Source organism: Haloplanus sp. (assembly GCF_028275055.1).
Classification (GTDB): domain Archaea; phylum Halobacteriota; class Halobacteria; order Halobacteriales; family Haloferacaceae; genus Haloplanus.
The window spans coordinates 1-22,827 of sequence record NZ_JAQCNJ010000010.1 but is presented as its reverse complement, the minus strand read 5'-3'; the positions used below and the strand labels follow the sequence as shown (position 1 = coordinate 22,827).

Genomic DNA, 22,827 nt, shown 5'->3' with positions numbered 1-22,827 from the left:
TTCGAAACGCCTATTGATTGGTACCATCGTCTGCGTCCAGCAAATAAACGGAGTCGTCCGAACTTCCGAGGTAGACCGTGTCGTCCGTGACTGCGGGGGAGGACCGGAGTTCCCGTTCGACCGTCCGAAGCCGCCATCGCTCACTCCCGTCGCTCGTATCCAGTGCGTACACCCGCTCATCTTGACTGCAACTGTATGGTCGCACCGGCAACGGCCGGGTACGACTGCGCTCCTTGATGCGTTTCGAACCGCCATCGTTCGGTGCCGTCGCCGGCATCGATCGCATACAGGTTGAAATCCATGCTCCCGATGCACACCGTCCCAGCCGCAATCGCCGGCGGCGAGTCCACCTTCTGATCGGTTCGGAAGCGCCACCGTTCGACGGTCGAGGGGGCGGAGCCGAGACAGCCGGCGATGCCAGTAATGGTGGCTGCACAGAGGAGGGCTTCACGGCGGCGCATAGGCCGGGTGAGGCTCGGTAGGTGTGAGTAGTTTATCAGAGACACCGAGCGAGTGGAATCCGTCCCGTATCATACACAGTCCGAGCCGGGTCGATTGGCACCAGTTAGAACGGGTGTACGGGGGATAGCGGGGCCGTGCAACGTGGTGATCGCGTTTGTTTCATTCACCAAGGCTGACCCAATCGCCCCTAATCTCGCCGGGTGGCGCGTTGAGTGTTACCCGGCCGTTTTCAGGGTGTGGGTGTCTCATGGCTTCGAACCCGACACGTGGTCGGGTCACAACAGGAACACGAACACCGGATATGAGGCGACAATCGCCAGCGACGGCGTCAGCACCCACATCGTCACGATACGCTTGGCCGCCGCCGGGTCGAAGAGGCTTCGCTCGTCGATGTCCGCCGGTCCCTCGGCGCCGATGTCCGGGACGTCCGGAGTCTCGTCCGGCTTCTCGGCCGGTTTCTCCTCTCGTGCGATGTCTCCGATGGTCGGTCCGGCAGGCGCATCCTCAGCGCGGGAGGTGACCAACGCGCCGGTCGAAACCGCTACATCCGGACGGTCAGGCGACGGCGTTACCAACTCCGTCAGGGTCGCTACCCGACTCGCTCGTCCCCATCCGAGTCCAATGATCGTTGAGGTCGTACTGACGGCGAGACTCGCCGGGATCCCAGCCGACGAGAGAATCGTGATAACCGTCCCACCGACCAGCGAAACGATCAGTGACGCGAGAATCGGTAGTTCCGTGATATCGTCCCCGACCGTTTCTAGCGTGCGCCGGGCGATGGTGAAACTCCCTAGCCCGAACGCCCCCACCGCAAGCAGGACGCCCTGATTGACCGTGAGCGATCCGCCCGGACCGACGAGGGGGGCAATGGCGTTTGCGGCGTTCGACGCCCCGGCCGAGAACGCCATATAACAGCCGATAATCACGACGGAGAGGGATCCGACGGTGTCCTGTACTGATGCGTTCGGATTGATATACGGCCGTGGAACCGCTCCCGATCGGTCGAGTTGGATGAAGTAGAGATCAAATGTCGTGAAGGCGATGTACCGATCGAGATACGGGTAGATATACCGGCCGACAATCACCCCGATACAGAGACAGATCAGTGGAGCGACGATCCAAGCCGAGACGATAACGAACATCAGGGCCCGATTGAGAGTGCCGGATGCGAGGCCCAGTCCGACGATCGCACCCACGGCAGTCATCGACGTCGAGGCTGGGACGCCGTAAAGATTTGATATTAGTAGTGATGCCCCAGTAAAAAACAGAACCGTAACGCTGGCGATCGGCGTGAACTGGGCTGTGGGCACGATACTACTGCTCATCGTTGCGATGACCTCCCGGCCGACGGTCCACGCCCCGAGAAAGCCAAAGCCAACAAACAACACACCTGCCGTCGGCTTTCGGATGAGACGTGACCCGACTGCGGGGCCGAACGCCACGCCCGTTGAGGATCCCCCGATGTTGAACCCGACGAATACGGCGACGGCGATACCGACGACGGTCAGGAGTGCCACCATCGTAGTTGCCTCACCATTGACAGACCCGGATTTATAAGTTCTGAAACAGGTTCCGGTTGCCAAGTCGCGTTCCGCGCCGGACGGGTGGCGGTCACGGTGGGAAAAGCATGCGATCATATGTACGCCGACCGCACCGGGCGGCTCACCCGCCTGAAAACGAGACGTACCGCCGTGTGAGAGAAACAGCCTGTACTCGGTGGCGTCCGAGCGAGGTACCGGGTCGGTGGTAGTGTGTCCGTCCCGACGAGGCTGCACGTAGCAGTCGGCCACGGACGATGGGTGGCTCCGGTGTGGCCGCGGTTCGAAACCGACCGCCCGTTATTCAAGCGGCGAGCGGAGTGGTGTGCCGGTCACCAGTCGTGGTCGATGTACGCCTCATCGCGCTTGTCGCTGATGAGGTTGACAGCCGCCTTTGCGCCATCACCGATGGCGACCGAGGTCTGATACTCCCACGTGTTGGCCAGTCCGGCGACAAACACGTTGTCGGTTGCCCGGTTCGCTTCGTCCGTCTCGATGTGTCGGTCCATCGTGAACTCCCCGTCCCGTCCGCTCACAAATTCGAGTTCGTCACGCAGTGGCTCTAGGAAATCGAATTCGTTGGCCGTCGCAACGACGGCGTACTCCCCGGTGTGTGTCTCACCAGTGTCGGTCGTGGCGGTGAACGGTCCCGGTGTATCCTCCCGTTCGAGGGTGGTCACTGTCGTGTCTCTGATTTCGCCACCCAGCGACCGAACCCGTTCTCCGCCGGTCTCGATAATCTCGTCACCGGTGATCCGTTCTCTGGTAATCAGGTTTTGGATCTGGTCGGTGCGACACACCAACGGCTCATCGCCACTCAGAACGAGCGTGTCTACCCCCGCTTTTGCCGTGAACACGGCCGCTTGGAGTCCGGCCACCCCACCGCCAATCACGAGTACCTCTCGCATACCACCATACAGGGTGTCAGCGATCATTACGTTTCGGCCGGTGCTGTATTCGCGCCCCGTTTCTACAACTGAGGTGAACGATCGATGCTCCCACAAAGCCCGTGACGGAGACAAACGGGGTGAGCGCGTCGCCGTCGTTTCGGTTGAGGATACAAACCAGCCGGTCACCGGAGCCAGGTCTCGGCAGAACAGTTAGGTATCTGTACACTGAACGGCGCAGTAGTGTCGTGCCCTCCCCTAATCGTGGCTACGTCGTGGTAGCGTTGGCGTTTGCTGGCGTCGGTGCGCTGGCGTACTCGGTGGTCGTGCTCCAACGACTCGCGGTCGGCGCCGGAGTCGCGGCTTCGGCGTTTGTCGTTGCAACGCTCGTGTACTACTACGGTATCACCCGCCGGACACTGACCCGCGCGACGATCGCTGTCACGGTCGTCTACGGAGTCTTTACGCTTCAGCTTCCGCTGGCTATTATCGCCGCTTGCGTCGTTTATTTGTCCGCATGGATTACCGGACCGGATACCCCGGTCAACGCACCCGACACGGAGATCATTCCCGTCGATCAGGCGACCACCGAGGAATCCGACCGGCCCGACTGACCGCGTTATCTCTCACACCGAGTGGGTCGTGAGCGTTCCGTGGCGATTATCTCGGATGATGCCGGGTCGGGGAAGCGATACGTCGTGTTCGTATCGCATCTCTCGTGCGCTCCGATAGCCCATCGACCCCCTGTGAGGTAGCCAGTAATGAATGCAGAGAATGTGTTCGGCACTATGGCTCGTCTCTCTGCCGGGCCTGTCCCACCGGCCTGACGCTCGGAGACACATCGATCGAGTTCTACACCGCCGCGAGGTTTTAATTCAAAAACCGGTCGAAGAGGGTGACGTTCGAAACGAGACGGCAGGGCGCGTTCGGTGGTCTACAGTCATACGGGCCAGTGTTGAGGACAAGGGTTAGTTGATGTCTTTCGGGTGGGCATCTGGTCTCGGAAACCGCAGGACAATTTGAGCATCGCTCGATGAACTCATGAAACCCCCACCGGCAGGACGTGCCACAGGACGGGGCGGATACACGGCTCCGACGGGTGGTGGGTACTTAAAGAAGCGCCGCAGTAGTGCAGTTACCGAACGCACGAAGCGCGCATGGACTCGCCGGGATTCGAACCACGGGAGGACGGTCGCCTCGCTTCGCTCGGCGCTGCGACTTCCCTGATTAAAATCCCGCCTTGACCATTCTCACTCGCCACGGCTCGGTCGTTCCGATGGACTCGCCGGGATTCGAACCCGGGGCCTCTTCCTTGCGAAGGAAGCGATCTACCACTGATCTACGAGCCCACAATCGAACTCAGCCGTCGGGCGCACTTGTAAGCTTCTGTTCCGAACTGAAAAGCGCCTTAGCGCCGTGGTCCCACGTCAGTCCTCGAGAACGATCTCGATACTGACGTCGTTGGGCACCTGAATACGCATGAGCTGGCGCAGTGCGCGTTCGTCCGCGTCGATGTCGATCAGCCGTTTGTGGACGCGCATCTCCCAGTGTTCCCAGGTGGCGGTCCCTTCGCCGTCGGGGGACTTCCGGGACGGGACTTCGAGCGTCTTCGTGGGCAACGGGATCGGGCCGCTGAGGCTGACACCCGTTTTGCTTGCGATGTCGCGGACCTCATCACAGATCCCGTCGAGATCCTCTGGGCTCGTACCGGCCAGACGAACGCGTGCCTGTTGCATCTATCGTTCGTCCACGGAGAGCACTTTGCCGGCCGCGATGGTCTGACCCATGTCGCGGATAGCGAAGCTACCGAGCTCGGGGATTTCGGACGACGGCTCGATGCTGAGGGGCTTCTGGGGTCGCACCGTGACGACCGCGGCGTCGCCGGACTTGATGAAGTCCGGGTTCTCCTCGGCGACCTCGCCGCTTGCGGGGTCGAGCTTCTGGTCGATGGACTCGATGGTACACGCGACCTGTGCCGTGTGGGCGTGGAAGACCGGCGTGTAGCCGGCGGTGATGACCGATGGGTGTTGCATGACGACGACCTGCGCCTGGAACGTCTCGGCGACCGACGGGGCGTTGTCGGCCGGGCCACAGACGTCGCCACGGCGGATGTCGTCCTTGCCGATGCCACGGACGTTGAACCCGACGTTGTCGCCGGGGCCAGCCTCGGGGACCTCCTCGTGGTGCATCTCGATGGTCTTGACCTCGCCACCGACGTCCGAGGGCTGGAAGCTCACGTTGTCGCCCACGTTCATGATACCGGTCTCGACACGACCGACCGGGACCGTTCCGATGCCGGAGATGGTGTAGACGTCCTGAATTGGGAGTCGGAGCGGCGCATCCGTCGGCGGCTCCGTCTCGGGCAGGTCGTTCAACGCCTCGAGAAGCGTCGGCCCGTCGAACCAGTCCATGTTGTCGGACTGCTCGGCGACGTTGTCGCCCTCGAACGCCGAGATGGGGATGAACGAGGCGTCCTCGGTGCCGAACCGGACCTGCTTGAGGAGTTCCTTGACCTCCTCGACGACCTCGTCGTAGGAGTTCTTGCCGTAGTCGACGAGGTCCATCTTGTTGACGCCGATGATCAGTTCGTTGATGCCGAGCGTCCGCGCGAGAAAGACGTGTTCACGGGTCTGGGGCGCGACGCCGTCGTCGGCCGCGACGACGAGCACCGCGTTGTCGGCCTGTGAGGCTCCCGTGATCATGTTTTTCACGAAGTCACGGTGGCCCGGACAGTCGACGATGGTGAAAAAGTACTTGTCGGTGTCGAACTCCTGGTGAGCGATGTCGATGGTGACCCCGCGTTCGCGCTCCTCGGCGAGGTTGTCCATCACGTAGGCGAACTCGAAGCCGCCCTTGCCCTTTTCTTCGGCTTCCTCTCGGTACTGCTCAATTACGTGCTCGGGGACCGACCCTGTCTCGAACAGGAGGCGGCCGACGAGCGTGCTCTTACCGTGGTCGACGTGGCCGATGATGGCCAAGTTCTGGTGCGGTTTGTCACTCATGGTGGGAATCACGCGCTAAGGCGCTTAGTAAAGGACATTTCGCCCGATTCACCTAAAACCATTTCGATACACGTCACGGACGCTCGAAACGCCGTCGTGCGATTTGTGAGAGTCTCCCGCACGGTCGGGGGCGGGCCGGAAACGACGTTACTCCAGTCGACCCACGTCCGAGAGAATGGCCGTCGCCGTCTCCGGCCCGCCGGCGCCCCGACCGCTGAGGTGCAACTGGCCTGCGTTGACCGTCTCGAACTGGACGATGTTTCGCGTCCCCGTGACCGCCAGTGCGTCGTGTTGTGGGACGAGACGCGGGCCGACGCGGACACCCTCGGCGGTCGCCTCGCCGATCAACCGGACCGTCCGACCGTCCTCCCGCGCCAGTTCAAGGGCGCTTGCCGGAATGTCGCGGATCCCCTCGACGGCCGCGTCATCGAGGCTGTACACCTGTTCCCGGTCGTCGCCACCGAGCACGTTCGCCAGAATGACGAACTTCAGCGCGGCGTCGGTTCCCTCCACGTCGAAGGCCGGGTCGGCCTCGGCGACGCCGAGATCCTGAGCCTCCGCGAGAACGTGTTCGTACCCCAGACCCTCGGCGGCCATCCGCGAAAGGACGAAATTAGCCGTTCCGTTGAGAACGCCCCGGGTGGCCGAGATCTGTGCGGGACCGAAGTCGGCGATGGTCGAGAGGATCGGGATCGCGCCACCGACGGCCGCCTCGAACTGCACCGTCCCCTCGCTTTCGGCTTCGAGCGTCATCAGATCGCCGTACCGTTCGGCAACAGGGCCTTTGTTCGCAAGCACCGCGTGGCGGTCTCGCGCCAGCGCCGCCTCCACGTGGGAGAACCCGGGTTCGGCGTCGCCGAGCGTCGTCGGCGTCGCCTCGATCAAAACGTCGTAGTCGGCCGACAGTGCGTCCTCGGGGGCGGCCGATCCGACCGCACCCTCACGGTCCTTGCGGTCGAGGACCGCGTCGGTGTCGATCCCGTTCGGATCGATTGCGGCCGACCCCGAGTCGGCCACCGCGGTCACGGCGTGACCGTAGTCCGGCGCGAGATCGACGACCGACCGACCGACCGCACCGACTCCGATCACCGCGATGTCGAGGCTCATTCCGACACCTCCAGGAGCGGTTCGATCACGTCGAGATCCTTCCGGTCGGCGATGTCGCGGACGTGGGCGAACACCTCGTCGGTGCGACCGGTGCGAGTCGCCAACCGCAGCCGAGCGCTCGATGCCCCATCACGACCTTGATGAGCCGACAACGAGAGGTCGGAGAGTGTCGCATCCGTACTCGATTCGATACAACGGAGCGTATCGGAGAGGTCGGTATCGACGATGTCGCCGACCAACAGGAGCGTCAACTGCTCGCCGTACCGCTCCGCGCCGGCTTGGATGACGTTGACACCCTCCTCCCGGAGCGCCTCGACGATGATCTCGAAGCGGTCGGGCGGGCACTCCACAGCCACCTCCACGGGAATGTGTCCCCGGGGCGTAAGGTTACCACGCTCGTGAAAGATCGACAACAGGTTGCCGCCGTTGTCCGCGATGGGCCGGAGCGCCGACAACAGTTCGCCCGGCTTGTCGACGAGTTCCAGCCGTATCGTGTGTGTCTGCGACCGCTCGCCGCCGTCGGTGCGTTCGTCGTTTTCCTCGTCGGCGGTGACCGCCTCGTCGGGCATTCAGGCCGTCACCCCCGCGGCACGACCCGCCAGCCGAATAATTGTGATCGGCGACGGAAACGGACCGCGGGATAGCTCCGTGCCGACACATCGACTGCCGGTGGTCGTGCCGCTAGGCATGGTACATACTGTGCCAAGGGGGTATAAGACTGCATCGGTCGGCCCTCGGCGGCTGTGATGCGACGGGAGGAGACGTGATGGCCGGACCGGGCGGGACCGACACGGACGGCCGGTTCGCGTCGACGGTCGTCGGAGCGTCGGGGCCGGACGAGCGTCCGGCCGGGAGCGACGGTGTCGCCGCCAGGGTGAGAAACGGACGGGAGCGACGTTAGATGTAGTCGACCGACGGCGGGAGTTCGAGCTTCATTCCCTTGCGGGTGCGGATCTCCTCGATGAGATCCGGCTGGAGGTTGTCGACGAGCACACGGAAGCCGGCGTTCTCCGTGTTCCATGAGGCACGGCCCTCTGTTGCGCTCCGGATGTCGGAGGAGAAGCCGATCATCTCCTCGACGGGCGCGATACCCTCGATAACCATGAGATCGCCCTCCTGGTACATATCGTCGACGCGGCCACGGCGGCCCTGGATCTCGCCCGAGGCCGCACCCATATGCTCCGAGGGGACGTCGATGCGGACGTCTTGTGTGGGTTCGAGCAGTCGGATCTCGCCGTCGATCAGCGCGCGGTGGACGGCCTCGCGGACGGCGGGAATGACCTGTGCGGGGCCACGGTGGATGGTGTCCTCGTGGAGTTTGGCGTCGTGGAGTCGGACGAGTGCGCCCTGAACGGGTTCGGCCGCCAGCGGCCCGTCGTCAAGCGCCTCCTCCAACCCCTCGACGACGAGTTCCATCGTCTCGTTGAGATGCTGGATCCCTTTCGTGTCGTCGATGAGGATGTTCGTTCCGTGGATATGTTCCACGTTCTGGGAGGTGTCCTTGTCCATGCCGGCCTCCTGCAGCGCCTCGCGACGCTCCAGTTCGGGCATATCCATCGAGACGTTGCCGAGTTGGATCTCGTCGACGATGTCCTCGCTGAGGGGTTCGACCGTGATGTAGAACTTGTTGTGTCGGTTCGGCGAGACACCCTCGACCTCTCCGGAGGCCTCCTGTGGGGCCTCGCGGTAGACGACGATCGGTTCGCCGGTGTTGATCGGGATGCCCTGATTGCGCTCGATGCGCTGCCCGATCACTTCGAGGTGGAGTTCACCCTGTCCGGAGATGAGGTGTTCGCCCGTCTCCTCGTTGATCTCGACCTGAATCGTGGGATCCTCCTTTGCGACCTGCTGGAGTGTCTCGATGAGTTTCGGCAGGTCGTCCATGTTGCGGGCCTCGACACTTTTCGTGATGACCGGCTCCGAGATGTGTTCGATGGACTCGAACGGCGTCATCTCGACGCTCGAAACCGTGGAGCCGGCGATGGCGTCTTTGAGGCCCGTGACCGCGGCGATGTTACCCGCGGGGACACGGTCGACCTCCTCGCGTTCGCCACCCATGTAGATGCCGACGCTCTGGACGCGGTTCTGCCGGGCGGTGCCGGAGACGTACAGTTCCTGTCCCTTCTCGATGGTACCCGAGAAGACGCGGCCGGCGGCGATTTCGCCCGCGTGGGGATCGACACCGATGTCGGTGACCATCATGACGAGTTCGCCGTCCTCGTCGACCAGTCGCATCGTCCCGGCGAGGTCGGACTCCGCATCACCGCGCCAGATGCGCGGAATACGACGGGGCTGGGCGTTGAGCGGGTTGGGGAAGTGCTCACAGACCATATCGAGCACGACATCCGAGAGCGGCGTGCGCTCGTGGAGTTCCTGGCGCTTGTCCGCGCGTTCGAGGTCGATGATGTCGCCGAAGTTCATCCCCGTCCGCTGCATCGAGGGCATCGAGACGCCCCACTTGTACAATGCCGACCCGAAGCCGACGGTACCGTCCTCGACGGACACCGTCCAGTCCTCGGTGATGTCGTCCATCTCCTCGGTCATGCCACGGATGAGTTCGTTCACGTCGTGGATGACCGACAGGAGTCGGTCCTGCATCTCCTGTGGCCCCTCCTGCAGTTCGGAGATGAGGCGGTCGACCTTGTTGATGAAGAGAGTGGGTTTGACCCCCTCACGAAGCGCCTGTCGGAGCACCGTCTCCGTCTGGGGCATCGCGCCCTCGACGGCGTCGACGACCACCAGCGCGCCGTCGACGGCGCGCATCGCTCGGGTCACGTCGCCGCCGAAGTCGACGTGGCCGGGCGTGTCGATCAGGTTGATCAGGTGGTTGTCGCCCTCGTACTCGTGGGTCATCGAGACGTTCGCGGCGTCGATGGTGATGCCGCGTTCCTGCTCGTCCTCCTCGGTGTCCATCGCGAGTTGCTCACCCGCGGTGTCCTGGGAGATCATGCCCGCACCGGCGAGCAGGTTGTCCGTCAGCGTCGTCTTGCCGTGATCGACGTGAGCGGCGATGGCGATGTTCCGGATATTCTCCGGGCTGTCCATCAGTCGCTCACATTCTTGTACGATCTTCTTTCGTCGGCCCATTACAGATGTATACCGTCAGGAGGGTCAAAAGGGTAGTGCTTTGCCGGAGGCGAAACGCCCGCGTTCCGCCGTCTACTCTCCCGTGTCACCGGATACCACGACCGGACGCCGGCGCTCGGCCGACCGCAACCGTCTTAGGCATCTGCCGCGTGGTACGGGTAACCATGGACCTTCGAATACGGGGCGGCACGCGACCCGATCCGTTTCTCGGTGCCGCCGACCTCCTCTCGACCGAACACAACCTCGACCGGACGGTCGAGGTGCAGGTCCGAGACGACCCCGACGAGCGAACCTGGGCGGCCCACTACGACGACCGGCACGTCCTCAACATCTCCGAACAGGCCGCGACGAGCGCGATGGCTCGCGAACTCGCGCTCCACGAACTCGCGCACATGGCGCGGTACGAACAAGGTCACGCTTCCCACACCCAGTCGACCGACGAGGCGTTGTTTCTCGCACTCTCCGGGCGGGACGTCGAACGGCGGAAGCTCACCCACTGCTATCAGATCGCCAACCACATGCGCGACATCTACGCCGACGACATCACCCTCTCGGTCGCGCCGGCGGCGAAACTCGTCCAGTTTCTCGAGTCACAACTCGCGACTGCCGTCGCCGCCGCTCCCGGCCCGGAGGCCACGCGACATCCGGATGGGCGCCGGGTCTCCGTCGCCGCCGATCCAGACATCACCGCCGTCAACGCCGCGTTCGCCCTTGGACTCGTCGAGCGCCACGGCCTGATCGACGGCGACCACCGGCTGTACGACCTCGCCCGAGCCGCGGCCGCCGACGCACCGGGGGTCGGGATGGAGACGTTCAAGCGATTGTTCCGCACGCTTGCCGACGACCCCACCGAGAGCGACTTCCGGCGGGAACTCGTGACGGCGACGAGAGCGTACGCACTCGACGGCGAGAACGGGCGGGCGGCCGACTGACACGCCCGCCGACGCCGGCACAGCGCCGGAGGTCGGATCGATACCCGACCCGTACGCGGCGTGGAGGGTTCCACGCGGCGTGTGGGTCGCAGACGGTCCGAGGTCGTACCGTCACCGTGGGGTGGTGTGGTCCCCCGAGCAGAACGGAGCGTGGCGATCAGCGCGCGGCGGCGGCGACCCGCTCCGCTTCTTCCTTCTGGTTGACCGCGTAGGTGCCGACGTCGTAGTCGGCGGCACCGACGAGTTGATTCGCCAGCGCCTCGGCGGCGCTGGTCGGCGTCTTGTACGATCCGCGCTGGGTACCCTCCGCGAGAAACTTCAGCGCCTGATCGACGCGGCGTTGTGGGGCGACGTCGACGGCCTGCGGAACGGAGATACCGCCGTATTTCAGACGGACCGTCTCCTCGCGGGGGGCCGCGTTTTCGACGGCGGTGACGAGCACCTGCACCGGGTTCTCGTCGGTCTGTTCGTGGACGAGTTCGAACGCGTCGCGCACGATTCCCATCGCCTGTTGTTTCTTCCCCGTGTTCTCCTCGGTCTGCATCAGCCGGTTGATGAGGCGTTCGACAACGGATATCTCGCTTTTCTGGAACTGTTTTGAGGCGTGTCGCCCCATCGTGTGGGCGATGGGCGTGACGTTGATATACCGCTGGGTGCTGGGGTCCTCGTACGCGATATCCGTGGTCTCCCAGACCCTAAAGAGCAACGCGTCGGGGTCGTCGCCGGGTTCGTCGGCCGCCTCCACGTCGGCGTCCTCGTCGGGCGTCTCGCTTTCGGACATTATCGAACCGGTTTCTCCGCGTTACCGCGGACGAGTTCGATGAGCGAGACACCGTTCACCTTCTCGACTTTGTAGTTTACGCCGGAGAGGTCGCCCATCGCACGACCCTTCGCGCCGCCGATGCCGGCGATGGTGACCTCGTCGTGTTCGTCGATAAAGGAAATAGCGCCGTCGCCGGGACAGAACGCCGTCACCTGTTTGCCGTTCTTGATGAGTTGGACCCGGACACACTTCCGGATCGCGGAGTTGGGCTGTTTCGCCTCGATGCCGACCTTCTCGAGAACGATGCCCCGCGCCTGTGGCGCACCCTCGAGTGGGTCCGACTTCTTCCGGAGGCCGCGCTCGCGTCGCGCGTACTCCGAGTCGGACCACCGCCGCGTCTGGCGGTCCTTCTTGAGTTTGCGGGCCGCATATTTGCCGTTCGCCATAGTGGCACCAGATTCCCGGTGGAGCTACTTAAGCCTCCCTTTTCGGGCGCACCGAAACCGGCTCAAAACACGTTAGGGCCGCCGTTACTCCGCTCTGAGAGGATCTTCGTCCGTGTGGTACGTCCCGGAAAACGGCGTTGAGCCCCGAAGAAGCGCCGAGAACCCGTAAGCGAGGTGTCGGCGAGCCGACCCGGAACGGTTTATGACGGTGTCCGAGCGACGCCGGAGTATGCACTCCCGCCGCGTCGCCCTCACCCTCCTCGGAAGCACAGCGACCGCCGCTCTGTCGGGGTGTCTGACCGGCAACGGCGGTGGTGACGACGACGCCATCACCCCCGTCACCGAACGGGCCGTCGGCGATACGGGATCGATCCCACAGTACCAGGTCAACGCCGGCAACGCCGGCCGTCTCGACGACCCGGTGCCCTCGTCGCCGTCGGTTGCGTGGCGACGCACACCCGCCCACCGCGACGGCTCCCAGCCCGTCGTCGACGGAACCGATGTTTACCTCGCCTTCGACGGTACCCCGGTGAACCTCGCCCTCGATAACGGCGCGGTGGCGTGGACGGCCGACGTTGGCCACGCCTCCGAATCCGCGCCGGCAGTCCACGGTGGCGTCGTCTACGCGACCGTCTGGAACGGCGGGGAGTCGGTCCCGCGTGGGCTTGCCGCCGTCGACCCCGCGGACGGTACGGTGCGGTGGCGCGCCCTGACCGACAACGACATCGGCGCGGCTCCGACACCGACCGACGACGCCATCTTCGTCGGCGGCGGCTACGAGAACGGCGAGATTGCCGCGGTTGAGAACGGCGGAACCGTCAGGTTGCGACGCGACCTCGGGGAGTACGCCGCAACGCCGGCCGTCGTCGACGACCTCAACGTGGTCGTCTACACCACCGGCGAGGCCGGATCGGCGGTCGCTCTCGCCGCAGACACCGGCGAGACGGTGTGGGAACGGTCACTCGACGACCGGGCCGTGGCCGCCCCGACCGTCGCGGACGAGACGGTCCTCGTCGCCGACGAGTCGGGGAGTGTCCGGGCGCTCGACGCCCCGACGGGTGAGATCCGGTGGCAGACGGCCGTCGACGGCCGCGTGTAACACTCCGTCGGGGTCGACGGCGATACCGTCGTCGTCGCACACGATGACGGCGTGACGGCACTATCACGCTCCGGCGGTGAACGACGGTGGGGGCCAAACGTCGACCGCATCACGACCCTGACCCCGCCCACGGTGATCGACGGAACGGCTCTCGTCGGTGTGGGTCGGGAGTTGATCGCGCTCTCCGGTGAGGACGGGGTCGAGCGCTGGCGGGTCGAAACCCGCGACCGGAACTACGGGGACGTGGCTCTGGGTGGGGTAACCGGGTCGCCGGTCGCCGTCGGTGGGACCGTCCTCCTCTCGACGCAGGCCGGCGACGTGTACGCGCTCAACGACGGGTGATCAGGCCAACTGCACGTCGTCGATGTCGTGGTGGCGGGCGGCAAGACGACGCGCCGTCTCGATGTTGCGGCCGTCACGGCCGATTGCCGCCCCGCGATCCTGTTCGGGAACCTCCGCGTAAGCGATCCGGTCACCCTGTTCGCTGATCGTGACGTGTTTGACCGCCGCCGGTGCGAGCGTGTTCGCGACGAACGCCTCCGGCCGGTCGGCGTTCTCGACGAGTTCGACCGACCGGCCGAGCGTTTCTTCGACGGCCTCGACCCGTCGGCCGTTCGGACCGACCGCCTGCCCCATCTCACCGGCCGCGACGAGAAAGACGACGCGGTCGCCCCCCTCCTCCTCGAAAACCAGACAGTCGCGGGCGGTCGCTCCCGTCTCGTCCTCGAAGCAGGCGATGAATCGACGGTCACGGTCCGACAGGGTGATTCGCATCGGCTAGTCGTCCGAGGGTTGGCCCATGTCAGGGCTGAACGACCCCATCCGGAGGTCCACGTCCCCGGTGCCGATGGCGACGGGCTTGCCGACGATGACGTTCTCGATCACACCGTCGAGCTTGTCACGCTCGCCGTGGATCGCCGCGTCCAGCAGGTGATTGACCGTCACCTCGAACGCGGCGCGGGCGAGCACCGACTCCTTCGACCCCGAGATGCCGTGGCGACCGATCGATTCGATCGTGCCACGGTTGGTCATGATGTCCGCGACCAGCATCAGGTGACGGACGTTCACGTCGTCGAGACCCTGTTCTTCGAGGGTGTCCATCGTCTCGTTGATGATGGCCTCGCGGGCCGCCTCGACGCCGAGATTGCGGTAGATCTCGTGGATGTTGTTACAGGTGGTGCGGGAGGCGTCGACGCCCTCGATTTCGATCACATCGCCGAAGGCCGACCCCTCGGTGTAGAGAACGAACTCCTCGCCGTCGTCGAGACTCTCCTTGCGGATAACGACACGCGAGACCTCCTCGATCCCTTTGAACACCACGTCGCGGAGTTCCTCGACCAGTTGGAGCAGTTGGCGATAACTCGGCTCGGAGGGACCGAACTCGATGAGCGTTCCCTCGCGGTGGGTCGAAACGCCAAGCGCGTCCTCGATGGTCTCCGCGATCGCCGCCGCAATCTCGTCGACATCGCCGACGGTCGGCCACCGCTCCAACAGCGTCTCGTCGTTCAGGTCGATCTGGACCAGCATATCCGCGACGTTCGTCGACACGTCGCCAAGCGAGAGGATCTTTGTCGACTCGATCGACCACACCACCTCGTGGGCGCGGTCGCGGTCGCTCGCGTACTCCTCGTCGAGATACACAGTCATCATCGGCGTGTCCGGCGTCTTTCGGGCGTCCACCAGTTCGATGAGGCGCGGAAGGCCCTGTGTCACGTCGATCTCGGCGACGCCCGCGTAGTGGAACGTGTTCATCGTCATCTGGGTCCCCGGTTCGCCGATGGACTGGGCCGACACCGTCCCGACGGGATCGAGCGGATCGACCCGCGTGTCGATATACTTCGACTCGGTCGCGCGCGCGATCTCGTCGGCGCGTTCGGTCGAGATCGGCCCCCGTTCCTCGACCACCTCGTAGACGCGGTCTTTCAGCCGCCGCGGGAGTTCGGTGTCCTCGACGACCGCCTCGATGTCGTCGGTGACGTGTTCGTACGCGTCGGTCTCAGTCATCCGACTCCACCTCCATGCCCTGGGCCTTGTTCAGGCCGGGACCGGCGTACTCCGAGAGGTTCGTCGGGGGTTCGCGACTGCCGAGGAAGCGTTCTTTCTCCTCCTCGGAGCCGAACTCGGCGTCGAGAACGCGGTCCGCGATCCCCTCGACATCGATGGGGTTGTCGTCGTTCGAGGATACCTTCACCGGGCTGGTGCCGTCCTCGCCGTACTCGAACTGGACAATGGTGTCGGAGGTGTCGCGAACGGTGCCGTCGTACTGCGCCTCGAGTTCCGACAGCGCGTTGATCAGCCGGCGCTGGAGGTAGCCGGACTTCGACGTCCGGACCGCCGTGTCGACGAGTCCCTCGCGGCCGCCCATCGCGTGGAAAAAGAACTCCCGCGGGGTGAGCCCACCGCGGTAGGAGTTCTCCACGAAGCCGTGGGCCTCCGCCGAGAGGTCGTTCGGTTCGTAGTGGCTGAGGGTGCGGTCCTCGTACCCGCGGTTGATCCGCTCGCCCCGAACCGCCTGCTGACCGACACAGCCGGCCATCTGTGTCAGGTTGAGCATCGATCCACGAGCACCCGACCGGGCCATGATCACCGCCGGATTGTCCTCCTGGAAATGATCCTCGGCGATTTCGCCCGCGCTGTCGCGGGCCTTGCCCAGCGTCTGCATGATCTTCATCTCGAGGGTCTCGTCGACGGTCCGCCCCGGCAGCGACTCGAGTTCGCCCGTCTCGTAGGTGTCGATGAGTTCCTCGATGCGCTCGTATGCGTTGCCGATTGCCTCGTCGACCATCTCGTCTGCCGCTTGGGGAATGGACTCGTCGTCGATGCCGAGCGAGAAGCCAAAGTGCATGATCGCCCGCATCGCGAGCGCCGCAACCTCGTTGACGAACACGCGGGCACGCGTCTCGGAGTACACCTTGGTGAGCGTGTCGACGATTTCGCCGCCGAAGGCCCCGACGGCGTCCTCGTCGATGGTGCCGGTGACGAGTTGGCCGTCGACGATTTCGACCGTATCGCCGGCCGAACTCGTGAACTCGAGATTGAGGTCGTCCGGAAGGAGTTCGGAGAACACCGTCCGGCCGGTCCAGTACGGGCCGCCGTTCTCCTCGCCGTCGGCGGCAGGGAGTTCGTCGACGCTCGTCGCGCGCAACAGGTCAAGCGCCTGCGTCTCCGAGAAGTGGGGGTTCTCGTGGGTCAGCAGGTACGTTCCGCTGATGTGGTCTTGAATCGCCCCGATGATGTTCTCGCCGAATCGCGGGCTGAGCATCTGTTCTTGAACGCGCATCAGAACGCGTGCCTCGGCGCGGGCCTCCTCGTTCTGGAGGGCGTGCATGTTCATCTCGTCGCCGTCGAAGTCGGCGTTGTACGGCGGGCAGACGGTGGTGTTCAGCCGGAACGTCTTGTACGGCATCACGACCACCTCGTGAGCCATGATCGACATCCGGTGGAGCGAGGGCTGGCGGTTGAACACGACGATGTCACCGTCGACGAGGTGGCGGTTGACCTCCCACCCCTCCTCGACTTTCGTCGCCAGTTCCTCGCAGTTCTTCTCGGTCACCTTCAGTCGGCGGCCGTCGGGGCGGCGAACGTAGTTCGCGCCCGGGTGGGCCTCCGGCCCGTTGGCGACGTACTGTCTCGCCTCGTCGACGTTGCGCTCCGTGACGTTCAGGGTCTGTGTCATCTCCTTTGCGACCCGGTCCGGAACACCGACCTCGTTGAGGCTGAGGGTAGGGTCCGGACTGATGACGGTCCGAGCGGAGAAGTTGACACGCTTGCCGGACAACGACCCACGGAAGCGACCCTCCTTGCCTTTCAGCCGCTGGCTGAGGGTCTTCAACGGCCGGCCCGAACGGTGTCGGGCCGGGGGCGTCCCCGAAATCTCGTTGTCGATGAAGGTGGTGACGTGGTACTGGAGCAGTTCCCAGAGGTCCTCGATGATCAGTTGGGGGGCGCCCGCCTCGCGGTTCTCCATGAACCGCTGGTTGATGCGGATGATGTCGACCAGTTTGTGCGTGAGGTCGTCCTCGGAGCGCTGGCCGTTGTCCAGCGTGATCGAGGGCCGGGCCGTCACCGGCGGCACCGGCAGAACGGTCAGGATCATCCACTCCGGCCGGGAGCGCTCGGGGTCGACGCCGATGACCTCGATGTCCTCGTCGGGGATGTCCTCGAACCAGTCGCGGATGTCGGAGGGCATCAGCTTGTTCATGTCCTCCTCGGTCAGATCCACGCCGAGAACCTTCTCCAACTTTTTTCGTGTCTCGCTTTTCGGGCGGAACTCGCCCGACATGATCTCTTGGATCCGGCCCACGTTGACGCCGACCTCCTCGGCGAGTTCCGCGGGACCGGTCCCCTCGTCGTCCTCGTCGTCGGGGTCGGGTTGCATCGCCTCGGCGATACGCTCGGAGTAGTCCCCCGCGAGAACGTCCTGAACCTCGTAGTAGGTGGTCGGCTTCTCGTGTTTGATCTCGTGCATCACGCCGCCACAATCCGGGTGCGGACAGTAGCTCTGCTTGCGCGCCTGCCGAACCGCCGACTTCAACACGTCGTTTGGGTCGTTGCCGAGTTCCTCGGCGCGAACCAGGTTGTCGCGGTACTCGTCGCGCTCCTCCTCGGTGAGGGCCAGTCGCCCACACTCCCGGCAGGTCGAGCGGAGAAGCCGCCGGATGAGCTTCGTGAAGCCGACGTGGATGACCGGGGCCGCGAGTTCGATATGGCCGAAGTGGCCGTTGCACGACCCGGAGTGTTGCCCGCAGGTCCGACACTCCAGTCCGGGATCGATAACGCCCAGCCGGGGGTCCATCAACCCCATGTCGATGGGGTAGCCGTCGTCGTCGTAGGTGTCCGCGGTGATCACCTTTGTCGCGGACATATCGCGGTACGTCTCGGGGTCCATCAGCCCGAACTGAATCCCGCCGATCTCTTTCGGTGTTTGCATTGACATTGTTAGACTGCGTCCTCGAGTTCCAACCGTGGGCGGATGCCCAACGCGGTCATCTCATCGAGAAGGAGCTTGAACGCGTAGCTCACCTCGAGTTCGTGGATATCGTCTTCGTCGCCGGACACCGGGTCGTACACCCGCCGCTGGTCGACGTCTTCGACCGCGACCATACCCGTCTCGGCGCTAATGTAGACGTTCTCTCGGTCCGAGGAGTCGAGCAGGCGTTCTTTGAGCGCCATCGCCGCCCCGTGACCGATCAGCACCTCGCGTTCCATCTCGCCGACACGGAGGCCACCCTCGCGGGCTCGACCCTCCGTGGGCTGACGCGTGAGCACCTGCACCGGCCCGCGCGAACGGGCGTGCAGTTTGTTGCTCACCATGTGGTACAGCTTGTGATAGAAGATGGTGCCGACGAAGATTTCGGCCTCGATCTTCTCGCCGGTCACCCCTGAGTACATGACCTCCTTGCCCGAAGAGTCGAACCCGCGGTCGACGAGCGCGTCGCGGAGGTCGTCCTCGTCCTCGCCTTGGAAGGCGGTGCCGTCGACGCGCCGCCCCTCCAACGAGCCGACCTTTCCGCCCAGCATCTCTAGGACGTGGCCGACCGTCATCCGCGAGGGGAGCGCGTGCGGGTTGAGTACGAGGTCCGGAACCAACCCCTCCTGGGTGAACGGCATGTCCTCCTGTGGTGCGAGGTGGCCAACGACGCCTTTCTGACCGTGTCGGGAGGCGAACTTGTCCCCGAGTTCGGGGATGCGCTCGTCCCGCACCGAAACCTTCGAGAGCTTCGAGCCGTCCTCGCCTTCCATCAGCGTGACCGTGTCGACGACGCCGTCCTCTCCGGATCGCATCGTGACGCTGGTCTCGCGGCGTTTCTGCGGGCTGAGACCGCCCATGTCGTCCGGCTCCTCGAGAAACCGGGGCGGGCTGGTCTTACCGAGCAGGACCGAGTTCTCGTCGACCTTTGTTTCGGGGTTGACGAGGCCGTCCTCGTCGAGGTGCGTGTAGGCGTCCTCGCCGCGGGCGCCGCGGACGTCCTGACTCGGCATCTCGAAGCGGTCCTCCTGTCCGCCCGGATAGCGCCGCTCTTCGCCCTCGTAGGTCCGGAAGAAGTGAGAGCGTGCAAGCGCGCGGTCGACCGATCCCTTGTTCATGACGAGGGCGTCCTCGATGTTGAACCCCTCGTAGGACATGACCGCGACGACGAAGTTCTGGGCCGCCGGGCGCTCGTCGAAGCCGATCTGCTCGGTGGTCTGGGTTTTGACCATCGCCAGCTGTGGGTAATGCATCAGATGCTGGCGCGTGTCCGGACGGATCCGGTAGTTGGCCGCCGGTAGGCCGAGCGACTGCTTCATCATCCCCGCGCCCATCGTGATCCGTGGCGACGCGTTGTGTTCCGGGTAGGGGATCATCCCAGCACCGATGCCGAAGATAAGCTGTGGGTCGATCTCGAGGTGTGTGTGGCGCTCGTTGACCTCCTCCTCGTCGACGGCAACGTAGATGTCCTCCTCCTCCTCGGCGTCGATGAACTCGATGTAGCCGCGGTCGACGAGCTGTTCGAACTCGAGATCGCCGCCTTCGACCGCCTCGATCTCCTCGTCGGTGAGAAGGGGTTCGCCGTCCTCGACGACGATCAACGGCCGGCGGGCCCGACCCGCGTCCGCGTTGACGATGACCTCGCGGGTGCGTTCTTTGACCGAGACGTTGACCATGTCGCTGACGTCGCCCCGTCGGCGCGCCTCGCGGATCTGTTCTGCGAGCTGTTCGGGGTCGGGGTGCGTCCCGACCAGACTGCCGTTGACGTATACTTTCGCCTCGCGTGCCTGAGCCATGTTAATCCGCCATCGAGTCGACGCCTTCGATCCCGGGGATGCCTTCGACCCCCATCGACGCCAGTTCGCGCTTGAGCCCCTGTTCGTCCTCTACGGTCTGGGAGAGCTCCATCGCCTGTGCGAAGTTTTTCACCAGACCACAGTTCGGCCCCTCCGGCGTCTCGGAGGGGCAGATCCGACCCCACTGGGTCGCGTGCAGGTCCCGCGCCTCGAAGTGGGGCTGAGAACGGGACAACGGACTGCGGAGGCGTCGCAGGTGCGACAGCACGCCCATGTAGTCCGTCCGGTCGACCAACTGGGAGACACCCGACCGGCCGCCGACCCAGTTGCCCGTCGCGATGGGGTGTTCCAACCGCTCGGTCAGCACGTCCGACCGCACGACCGTGTTGACCGTCAACTGTCGGTTGCGCATGTTCGCACGTTCGAGTTGGTACTTCACGTCACGAGCCAGTTTGTTGAGCGCCGTCCGGAACAGGTCACGCATCAGGTCGCCGCTGACCTTCAGGCGCTTGTTCGCGTAGTGGTCCTTGTCGTCGGCCTCCCGGCGGTCGAGGGCGAGTTCGAAACACGCTTCGGCCATCCGGCAGAGGTAGTACGCCTTGTTGATCCGGACCTCCTCCTCGTCGATGCCCTCCTCGTGGAGGTGTGGCAGGAGGTAGCGGTCGATGACGTAGTTCGCGCGTTTGAGCTGGTAGTTTTTCCCCTGTCCGCCGGCGACGCGCTTGCCGAGCGTCTCGATGGCCTCCTCCTCGCTCTGGACCTCGGCCATCTCCAGGTTCTCCAGCATGAACTTCACGATTTCGGGGTCGTCGCTGACGCGGTGGACGATCTCCTCGTCGGATTCGAGACCGAGCGCCCGCACCAGCGTTACGAAGTTGATGCTGCCAGACACCGAGGGGAACGAGACTTCGAGGATTCCCTCTCGGTTGCGCTCACAGAGCACCAAGGCCCGGTAGCCGCGGCGCTGGCTGAACGTCTTTGCGACCTGGATCTCGTCGCCGTACTTCGTGTCGTACTCCGCGAGGATCTTGTTCGGCGCGAGGTCCTCGCTCGTCATCAGCACCCGCTCGGAGCCGTTGACGATGAAGTAGCCGCCGGGGTCGACGGGGTCCTCGCCGATGTCGATGAGTTCCTCGCGGGTCAACCCCTCGATGTTACATTTCCGGGAGCCGACCATGATCGGCATCCGGCCGACCTTTGTCTCGGTGGAGTCGACAGCGACCTCCTCTTCCTCCTCGCCGCCGCGGACGATCTCCATCTCCATGAACACCGGCGCGGCGTACGTGATGTTGCGCAGGCGGGCCTCCTGGGGGTAGAGGAGTTCCTCGCTCCCATCGGCCTCCCGGACCCGCGGCGTCTCGACACGCACGTCGCCGAGTTCGACGAACACCGGTTCCTGGCCCTCCTTGTCGCCGATATCCGTCTCGATGCGTTCTTTCTCGTCGACGACTTCCTGCATCCCCCGATCCAGAAAGGCGTTGAACGATCGGAAGTGGTGCTCGGCCAGTCGTTCCTGCGAGAAGTACTCCCGCGAGATGGTGCGTCGGCTTTCTCGGTTCATTCGACCACCAGTCGGTACACGGTTGCTCGGTCCGTCGTTCGCGAGTCTCGGGTGATCTCTATCACGTCGCCCGGTTCGGCTTTGTCGGGGAGCGCCGGGTCACTCACCGTGATCTTCGGCAGATTGGTCTTGCTGACGTTATACTCTGACAGGACCTCATCGACCCGGTCCGGGTCGTCGAGGACCGTATGCTCCGGGACCAGTTTGTGTTGGCTTACGTCTACCATGTGTGGAGTGGAGAAGTTATCACGAGATACTACGGCGTTATTGTAGACACAGACATTTAACACTTGCTGAACGAGTGAAGCGACGCTAACCGACCCGCCGACGGGGTTGACGCCAACGGGCACGTTACGATATGACACAGGCTCCGCCGGTACAAATCGGTTTCGGCACGCCCCACGACACGGGTCCCCACGGCGTCTCGAGATGGCAAGTCTTATTTTCCAGTCCCGGATTGATGTAGGTGTGGTAGCCCGGATGGTGTAGTGGCCCATCATACGACCCTGTCACGGTCGTGACGCGGGTTCAAATCCCGCTCCGGGCGTATCGACGCTTCGCGCTTTTTTTGAGTCGTTATTCGTAGGGAGGCCTGAGGTCCTCCGTCCGAAGTTCATCGTGTGCCCGCCACGTCCGAGACTGTACAGTAACAAACACCGTTCCAGCGAACATCATGGCGACCACTCCCGTGACGACGAGTCCAGGAATCATCCCCACTGCCGCGCTCGCCGGCCACCGGGCCGGGCCAAACGACGTCACCCGCAGCACCCACGCGGCGTTGAGGATGGCAAGCAGCGGCAGATACACACGCCGCAACCGGTGGGCGACCGCCTCCTCGGTGGAGATTTTCAACGCCGGCTGGTGGTAGTCCGACGCGAGGCGGCGGCGCCAGTCGTCAGCCGGCTCCCGGGTTGGATCGAGTCCAATGGCGAAGACGTTCCGCTGGAGGGTCCGCACCCGCGAACGCCACATATCGTACGCACGATACCGGCGCGCCTCGATGATCAAAAAGAGCCCAACGGCGAGGTTGCCGATGAGCAAGACGTAGTGTGGGTTCGAGGCGTTCGTGAACGCCCACGTCAGGATGGCCGCGAGCAGGAGCACCGCCCAGTTCGTGGTCCGGTCCAACCGTTCGCGCCACAGCGTCATCCGGTGGATCTCACCCCGATAGAGGTGTG

At 64.3% G+C, this 22,827-nt stretch carries 22 protein-coding genes and 2 tRNA genes; 5 read left to right on the top strand and 19 right to left on the bottom strand.

Going from position 1 to position 22,827, the window contains the following annotated elements:
- Nucleotides 1–10: 10 nt before the first annotated feature.
- The 4 genes from Q0925_RS01355 to Q0925_RS01340 form a co-directional block, all read right to left on the bottom strand.
- The gene (locus Q0925_RS01355) at nt 11–172 is read right to left on the bottom strand and encodes a PQQ-binding-like beta-propeller repeat protein (protein WP_299331085.1); all 162 of its coding nucleotides are present in this window, start codon (nt 170–172) and stop codon (nt 11–13) included.
- Nucleotides 173–176: 4 nt separating this feature from the next.
- Nucleotides 177–461, bottom strand: a complete 285-nt coding sequence (locus tag Q0925_RS01350) for a PQQ-binding-like beta-propeller repeat protein (RefSeq protein ID WP_299331083.1) — start codon at nt 459–461, stop codon at nt 177–179.
- A gap of 276 nt (nt 462–737) precedes the next feature.
- Nucleotides 738–1,982, bottom strand: a complete 1,245-nt coding sequence (locus Q0925_RS01345) for an inorganic phosphate transporter (RefSeq protein ID WP_299331080.1) — start codon at nt 1,980–1,982, stop codon at nt 738–740.
- Nucleotides 1,983–2,332: 350 nt separating this feature from the next.
- A complete protein-coding gene (locus tag Q0925_RS01340) occupies nt 2,333–2,908 on the bottom strand; it encodes an FAD-dependent oxidoreductase (RefSeq protein ID WP_299331078.1) in 576 nt (191 codons plus the stop codon).
- Between the two features lie 227 nt (nt 2,909–3,135).
- On the opposite strand from Q0925_RS01340, the gene Q0925_RS01335 reads away from it, so the two are divergent.
- Entirely contained in the window at nt 3,136–3,501 is a 366-nt protein-coding gene (locus Q0925_RS01335) for a hypothetical protein (protein WP_299331076.1), read from the top strand.
- Between the two features lie 663 nt (nt 3,502–4,164).
- Here Q0925_RS01335 and Q0925_RS01330 read toward each other — a convergent pair.
- The 6 genes from Q0925_RS01330 to Q0925_RS01305 form a co-directional block, all read right to left on the bottom strand.
- Nucleotides 4,165–4,236: transfer RNA gene (locus Q0925_RS01330), tRNA-Ala, on the bottom strand.
- Between the two features lie 78 nt (nt 4,237–4,314).
- The gene (rpsJ, locus tag Q0925_RS01325) at nt 4,315–4,623 is read right to left on the bottom strand and encodes a 30S ribosomal protein S10 (protein ID WP_299331073.1); all 309 of its coding nucleotides are present in this window, start codon (nt 4,621–4,623) and stop codon (nt 4,315–4,317) included.
- Nucleotides 4,624–5,889: a translation elongation factor EF-1 subunit alpha gene (gene tuf, locus Q0925_RS01320; protein ID WP_299331070.1), complete on the bottom strand. Its 1,266-nt coding sequence runs from the start codon at nt 5,887–5,889 to the stop codon at nt 4,624–4,626.
- A 147-nt stretch (nt 5,890–6,036) separates the two neighbouring features.
- Entirely contained in the window at nt 6,037–6,996 is a 960-nt protein-coding gene (locus Q0925_RS01315; RefSeq protein WP_299331068.1) for a homoserine dehydrogenase, read from the bottom strand.
- Nucleotides 6,993–7,565, bottom strand: coding sequence for an amino acid-binding protein (locus Q0925_RS01310; protein WP_299331066.1), 573 nt, complete (start codon nt 7,563–7,565; stop codon nt 6,993–6,995). Before Q0925_RS01310 ends, Q0925_RS01315 begins: the two co-directional genes overlap by 4 nt.
- A 328-nt stretch (nt 7,566–7,893) precedes the next feature.
- Nucleotides 7,894–10,083: an elongation factor EF-2 gene (locus tag Q0925_RS01305; RefSeq protein WP_299331064.1), complete on the bottom strand. Its 2,190-nt coding sequence runs from the start codon at nt 10,081–10,083 to the stop codon at nt 7,894–7,896.
- 164 nt (nt 10,084–10,247) lie between these two features.
- Between Q0925_RS01305 and Q0925_RS01300 the strand changes: the two genes are divergently transcribed.
- The gene (locus tag Q0925_RS01300) at nt 10,248–11,015 is read left to right on the top strand and encodes a DUF5781 family protein (protein ID WP_299331062.1); all 768 of its coding nucleotides are present in this window, start codon (nt 10,248–10,250) and stop codon (nt 11,013–11,015) included.
- 157 nt (nt 11,016–11,172) lie between these two features.
- Here Q0925_RS01300 and Q0925_RS01295 read toward each other — a convergent pair whose 3' ends face one another.
- Both Q0925_RS01295 and Q0925_RS01290 read right to left on the bottom strand, forming a co-directional pair.
- Entirely contained in the window at nt 11,173–11,796 is a 624-nt protein-coding gene (locus Q0925_RS01295; protein ID WP_299331060.1) for a 30S ribosomal protein S7, read from the bottom strand.
- Nucleotides 11,796–12,224, bottom strand: a complete 429-nt coding sequence (locus Q0925_RS01290) for a 30S ribosomal protein S12 (RefSeq protein WP_092635289.1) — start codon at nt 12,222–12,224, stop codon at nt 11,796–11,798. Before Q0925_RS01290 ends, Q0925_RS01295 begins: the two co-directional genes overlap by 1 nt.
- 229 nt (nt 12,225–12,453) lie before the next feature.
- On the opposite strand from Q0925_RS01290, the gene Q0925_RS01285 reads away from it, so the two are divergent.
- The gene (locus tag Q0925_RS01285; protein ID WP_299331050.1) at nt 12,454–13,323 is read left to right on the top strand and encodes a PQQ-binding-like beta-propeller repeat protein; all 870 of its coding nucleotides are present in this window, start codon (nt 12,454–12,456) and stop codon (nt 13,321–13,323) included.
- A gap of 51 nt (nt 13,324–13,374) precedes the next feature.
- The gene (locus Q0925_RS01280) at nt 13,375–13,665 is read left to right on the top strand and encodes a PQQ-binding-like beta-propeller repeat protein (protein WP_414652079.1); all 291 of its coding nucleotides are present in this window, start codon (nt 13,375–13,377) and stop codon (nt 13,663–13,665) included.
- Here Q0925_RS01280 and Q0925_RS01275 read toward each other — a convergent pair whose 3' ends face one another.
- Genes Q0925_RS01275 through Q0925_RS01250 form a run of 6 tightly spaced genes read right to left on the bottom strand, consistent with a single transcriptional unit; the run spans nt 13,666 to nt 21,876 of the window.
- On the bottom strand, nt 13,666–14,097 hold the full coding sequence (locus Q0925_RS01275; protein WP_299331048.1) for a NusA-like transcription termination signal-binding factor: 432 nt from the start codon (nt 14,095–14,097) through the stop codon (nt 13,666–13,668).
- A gap of 3 nt (nt 14,098–14,100) precedes the next feature.
- Complete coding sequence (gene rpoA2 / locus Q0925_RS01270) at nt 14,101–15,327, bottom strand: DNA-directed RNA polymerase subunit A'' (RefSeq protein WP_299331046.1); 1,227 nt, start codon at nt 15,325–15,327, stop codon at nt 14,101–14,103.
- Entirely contained in the window at nt 15,320–18,253 is a 2,934-nt protein-coding gene (locus tag Q0925_RS01265) for a DNA-directed RNA polymerase subunit A' (RefSeq protein WP_299331130.1), read from the bottom strand. Before Q0925_RS01265 ends, rpoA2 begins: the two co-directional genes overlap by 8 nt.
- 8 nt (nt 18,254–18,261) lie before the next feature.
- Nucleotides 18,262–20,088, bottom strand: a complete 1,827-nt coding sequence (gene rpoB / locus Q0925_RS01260; RefSeq protein ID WP_299331044.1) for a DNA-directed RNA polymerase subunit B — start codon at nt 20,086–20,088, stop codon at nt 18,262–18,264.
- Nucleotide 20,089: 1 nt separating this feature from the next.
- The gene (locus Q0925_RS01255; protein WP_299331041.1) at nt 20,090–21,649 is read right to left on the bottom strand and encodes a DNA-directed RNA polymerase subunit B''; all 1,560 of its coding nucleotides are present in this window, start codon (nt 21,647–21,649) and stop codon (nt 20,090–20,092) included.
- Nucleotides 21,646–21,876 carry a DNA-directed RNA polymerase subunit H gene (locus Q0925_RS01250; RefSeq protein ID WP_299331129.1) on the bottom strand — a complete coding sequence of 77 codons (231 nt, stop codon included), beginning with the start codon at nt 21,874–21,876 and terminating at the stop codon, nt 21,646–21,648. Before Q0925_RS01250 ends, Q0925_RS01255 begins: the two co-directional genes overlap by 4 nt.
- A 247-nt stretch (nt 21,877–22,123) precedes the next feature.
- Here Q0925_RS01250 and Q0925_RS01245 point away from each other — a divergent pair.
- Nucleotides 22,124–22,196 (top strand) — tRNA-Asp (locus tag Q0925_RS01245).
- Between the two features lie 29 nt (nt 22,197–22,225).
- On the opposite strand, the gene Q0925_RS01240 is transcribed toward Q0925_RS01245, so the two are convergent.
- Nucleotides 22,226–22,827: DUF2270 domain-containing protein (locus Q0925_RS01240; RefSeq protein ID WP_299331039.1), on the bottom strand; the 602-nt coding region annotated here is incomplete at its 5' end.

What these genes read in the sequence shown, in the direction of transcription:
- tuf (WP_299331070.1), bottom strand. Translation starts at nt 5,889, where the DNA reads ATGAGTGACAAACCGCACCAGAACTTGGCCATCATCGGCCACGTCGAC.
- Q0925_RS01305 (WP_299331064.1), bottom strand. Translation starts at nt 10,083, where the DNA reads ATGGGCCGACGAAAGAAGATCGTACAAGAATGTGAGCGACTGATGGAC.
- rpoA2 (WP_299331046.1), bottom strand. Translation starts at nt 15,327, where the DNA reads ATGACTGAGACCGACGCGTACGAACACGTCACCGACGACATCGAGGCG.
- Q0925_RS01295 (WP_299331060.1), bottom strand. Translation starts at nt 11,796, where the DNA reads ATGTCCGAAAGCGAGACGCCCGACGAGGACGCCGACGTGGAGGCGGCC.
- rpoB (WP_299331044.1), bottom strand. Translation starts at nt 20,088, where the DNA reads ATGGCTCAGGCACGCGAGGCGAAAGTATACGTCAACGGCAGTCTGGTC.
- Q0925_RS01315 (WP_299331068.1), bottom strand. Translation starts at nt 6,996, where the DNA reads ATGAGCCTCGACATCGCGGTGATCGGAGTCGGTGCGGTCGGTCGGTCG.
- Q0925_RS01350 (WP_299331083.1), bottom strand. Translation starts at nt 461, where the DNA reads ATGCGCCGCCGTGAAGCCCTCCTCTGTGCAGCCACCATTACTGGCATC.
- Q0925_RS01340 (WP_299331078.1), bottom strand. Translation starts at nt 2,908, where the DNA reads ATGCGAGAGGTACTCGTGATTGGCGGTGGGGTGGCCGGACTCCAAGCG.
- rpsJ (WP_299331073.1), bottom strand. Translation starts at nt 4,623, where the DNA reads ATGCAACAGGCACGCGTTCGTCTGGCCGGTACGAGCCCAGAGGATCTC.
- Q0925_RS01250 (WP_299331129.1), bottom strand. Translation starts at nt 21,876, where the DNA reads ATGGTAGACGTAAGCCAACACAAACTGGTCCCGGAGCATACGGTCCTC.
- Q0925_RS01265 (WP_299331130.1), bottom strand. Translation starts at nt 18,253, where the DNA reads ATGCAAACACCGAAAGAGATCGGCGGGATTCAGTTCGGGCTGATGGAC.
- Q0925_RS01290 (WP_092635289.1), bottom strand. Translation starts at nt 12,224, where the DNA reads ATGGCGAACGGCAAATATGCGGCCCGCAAACTCAAGAAGGACCGCCAG.
- Q0925_RS01285 (WP_299331050.1), top strand. Translation starts at nt 12,454, where the DNA reads ATGCACTCCCGCCGCGTCGCCCTCACCCTCCTCGGAAGCACAGCGACC.
- Q0925_RS01300 (WP_299331062.1), top strand. Translation starts at nt 10,248, where the DNA reads ATGGACCTTCGAATACGGGGCGGCACGCGACCCGATCCGTTTCTCGGT.
- Q0925_RS01310 (WP_299331066.1), bottom strand. Translation starts at nt 7,565, where the DNA reads ATGCCCGACGAGGCGGTCACCGCCGACGAGGAAAACGACGAACGCACC.
- Q0925_RS01345 (WP_299331080.1), bottom strand. Translation starts at nt 1,982, where the DNA reads ATGGTGGCACTCCTGACCGTCGTCGGTATCGCCGTCGCCGTATTCGTC.
- Q0925_RS01275 (WP_299331048.1), bottom strand. Translation starts at nt 14,097, where the DNA reads ATGCGAATCACCCTGTCGGACCGTGACCGTCGATTCATCGCCTGCTTC.
- Q0925_RS01255 (WP_299331041.1), bottom strand. Translation starts at nt 21,649, where the DNA reads ATGAACCGAGAAAGCCGACGCACCATCTCGCGGGAGTACTTCTCGCAG.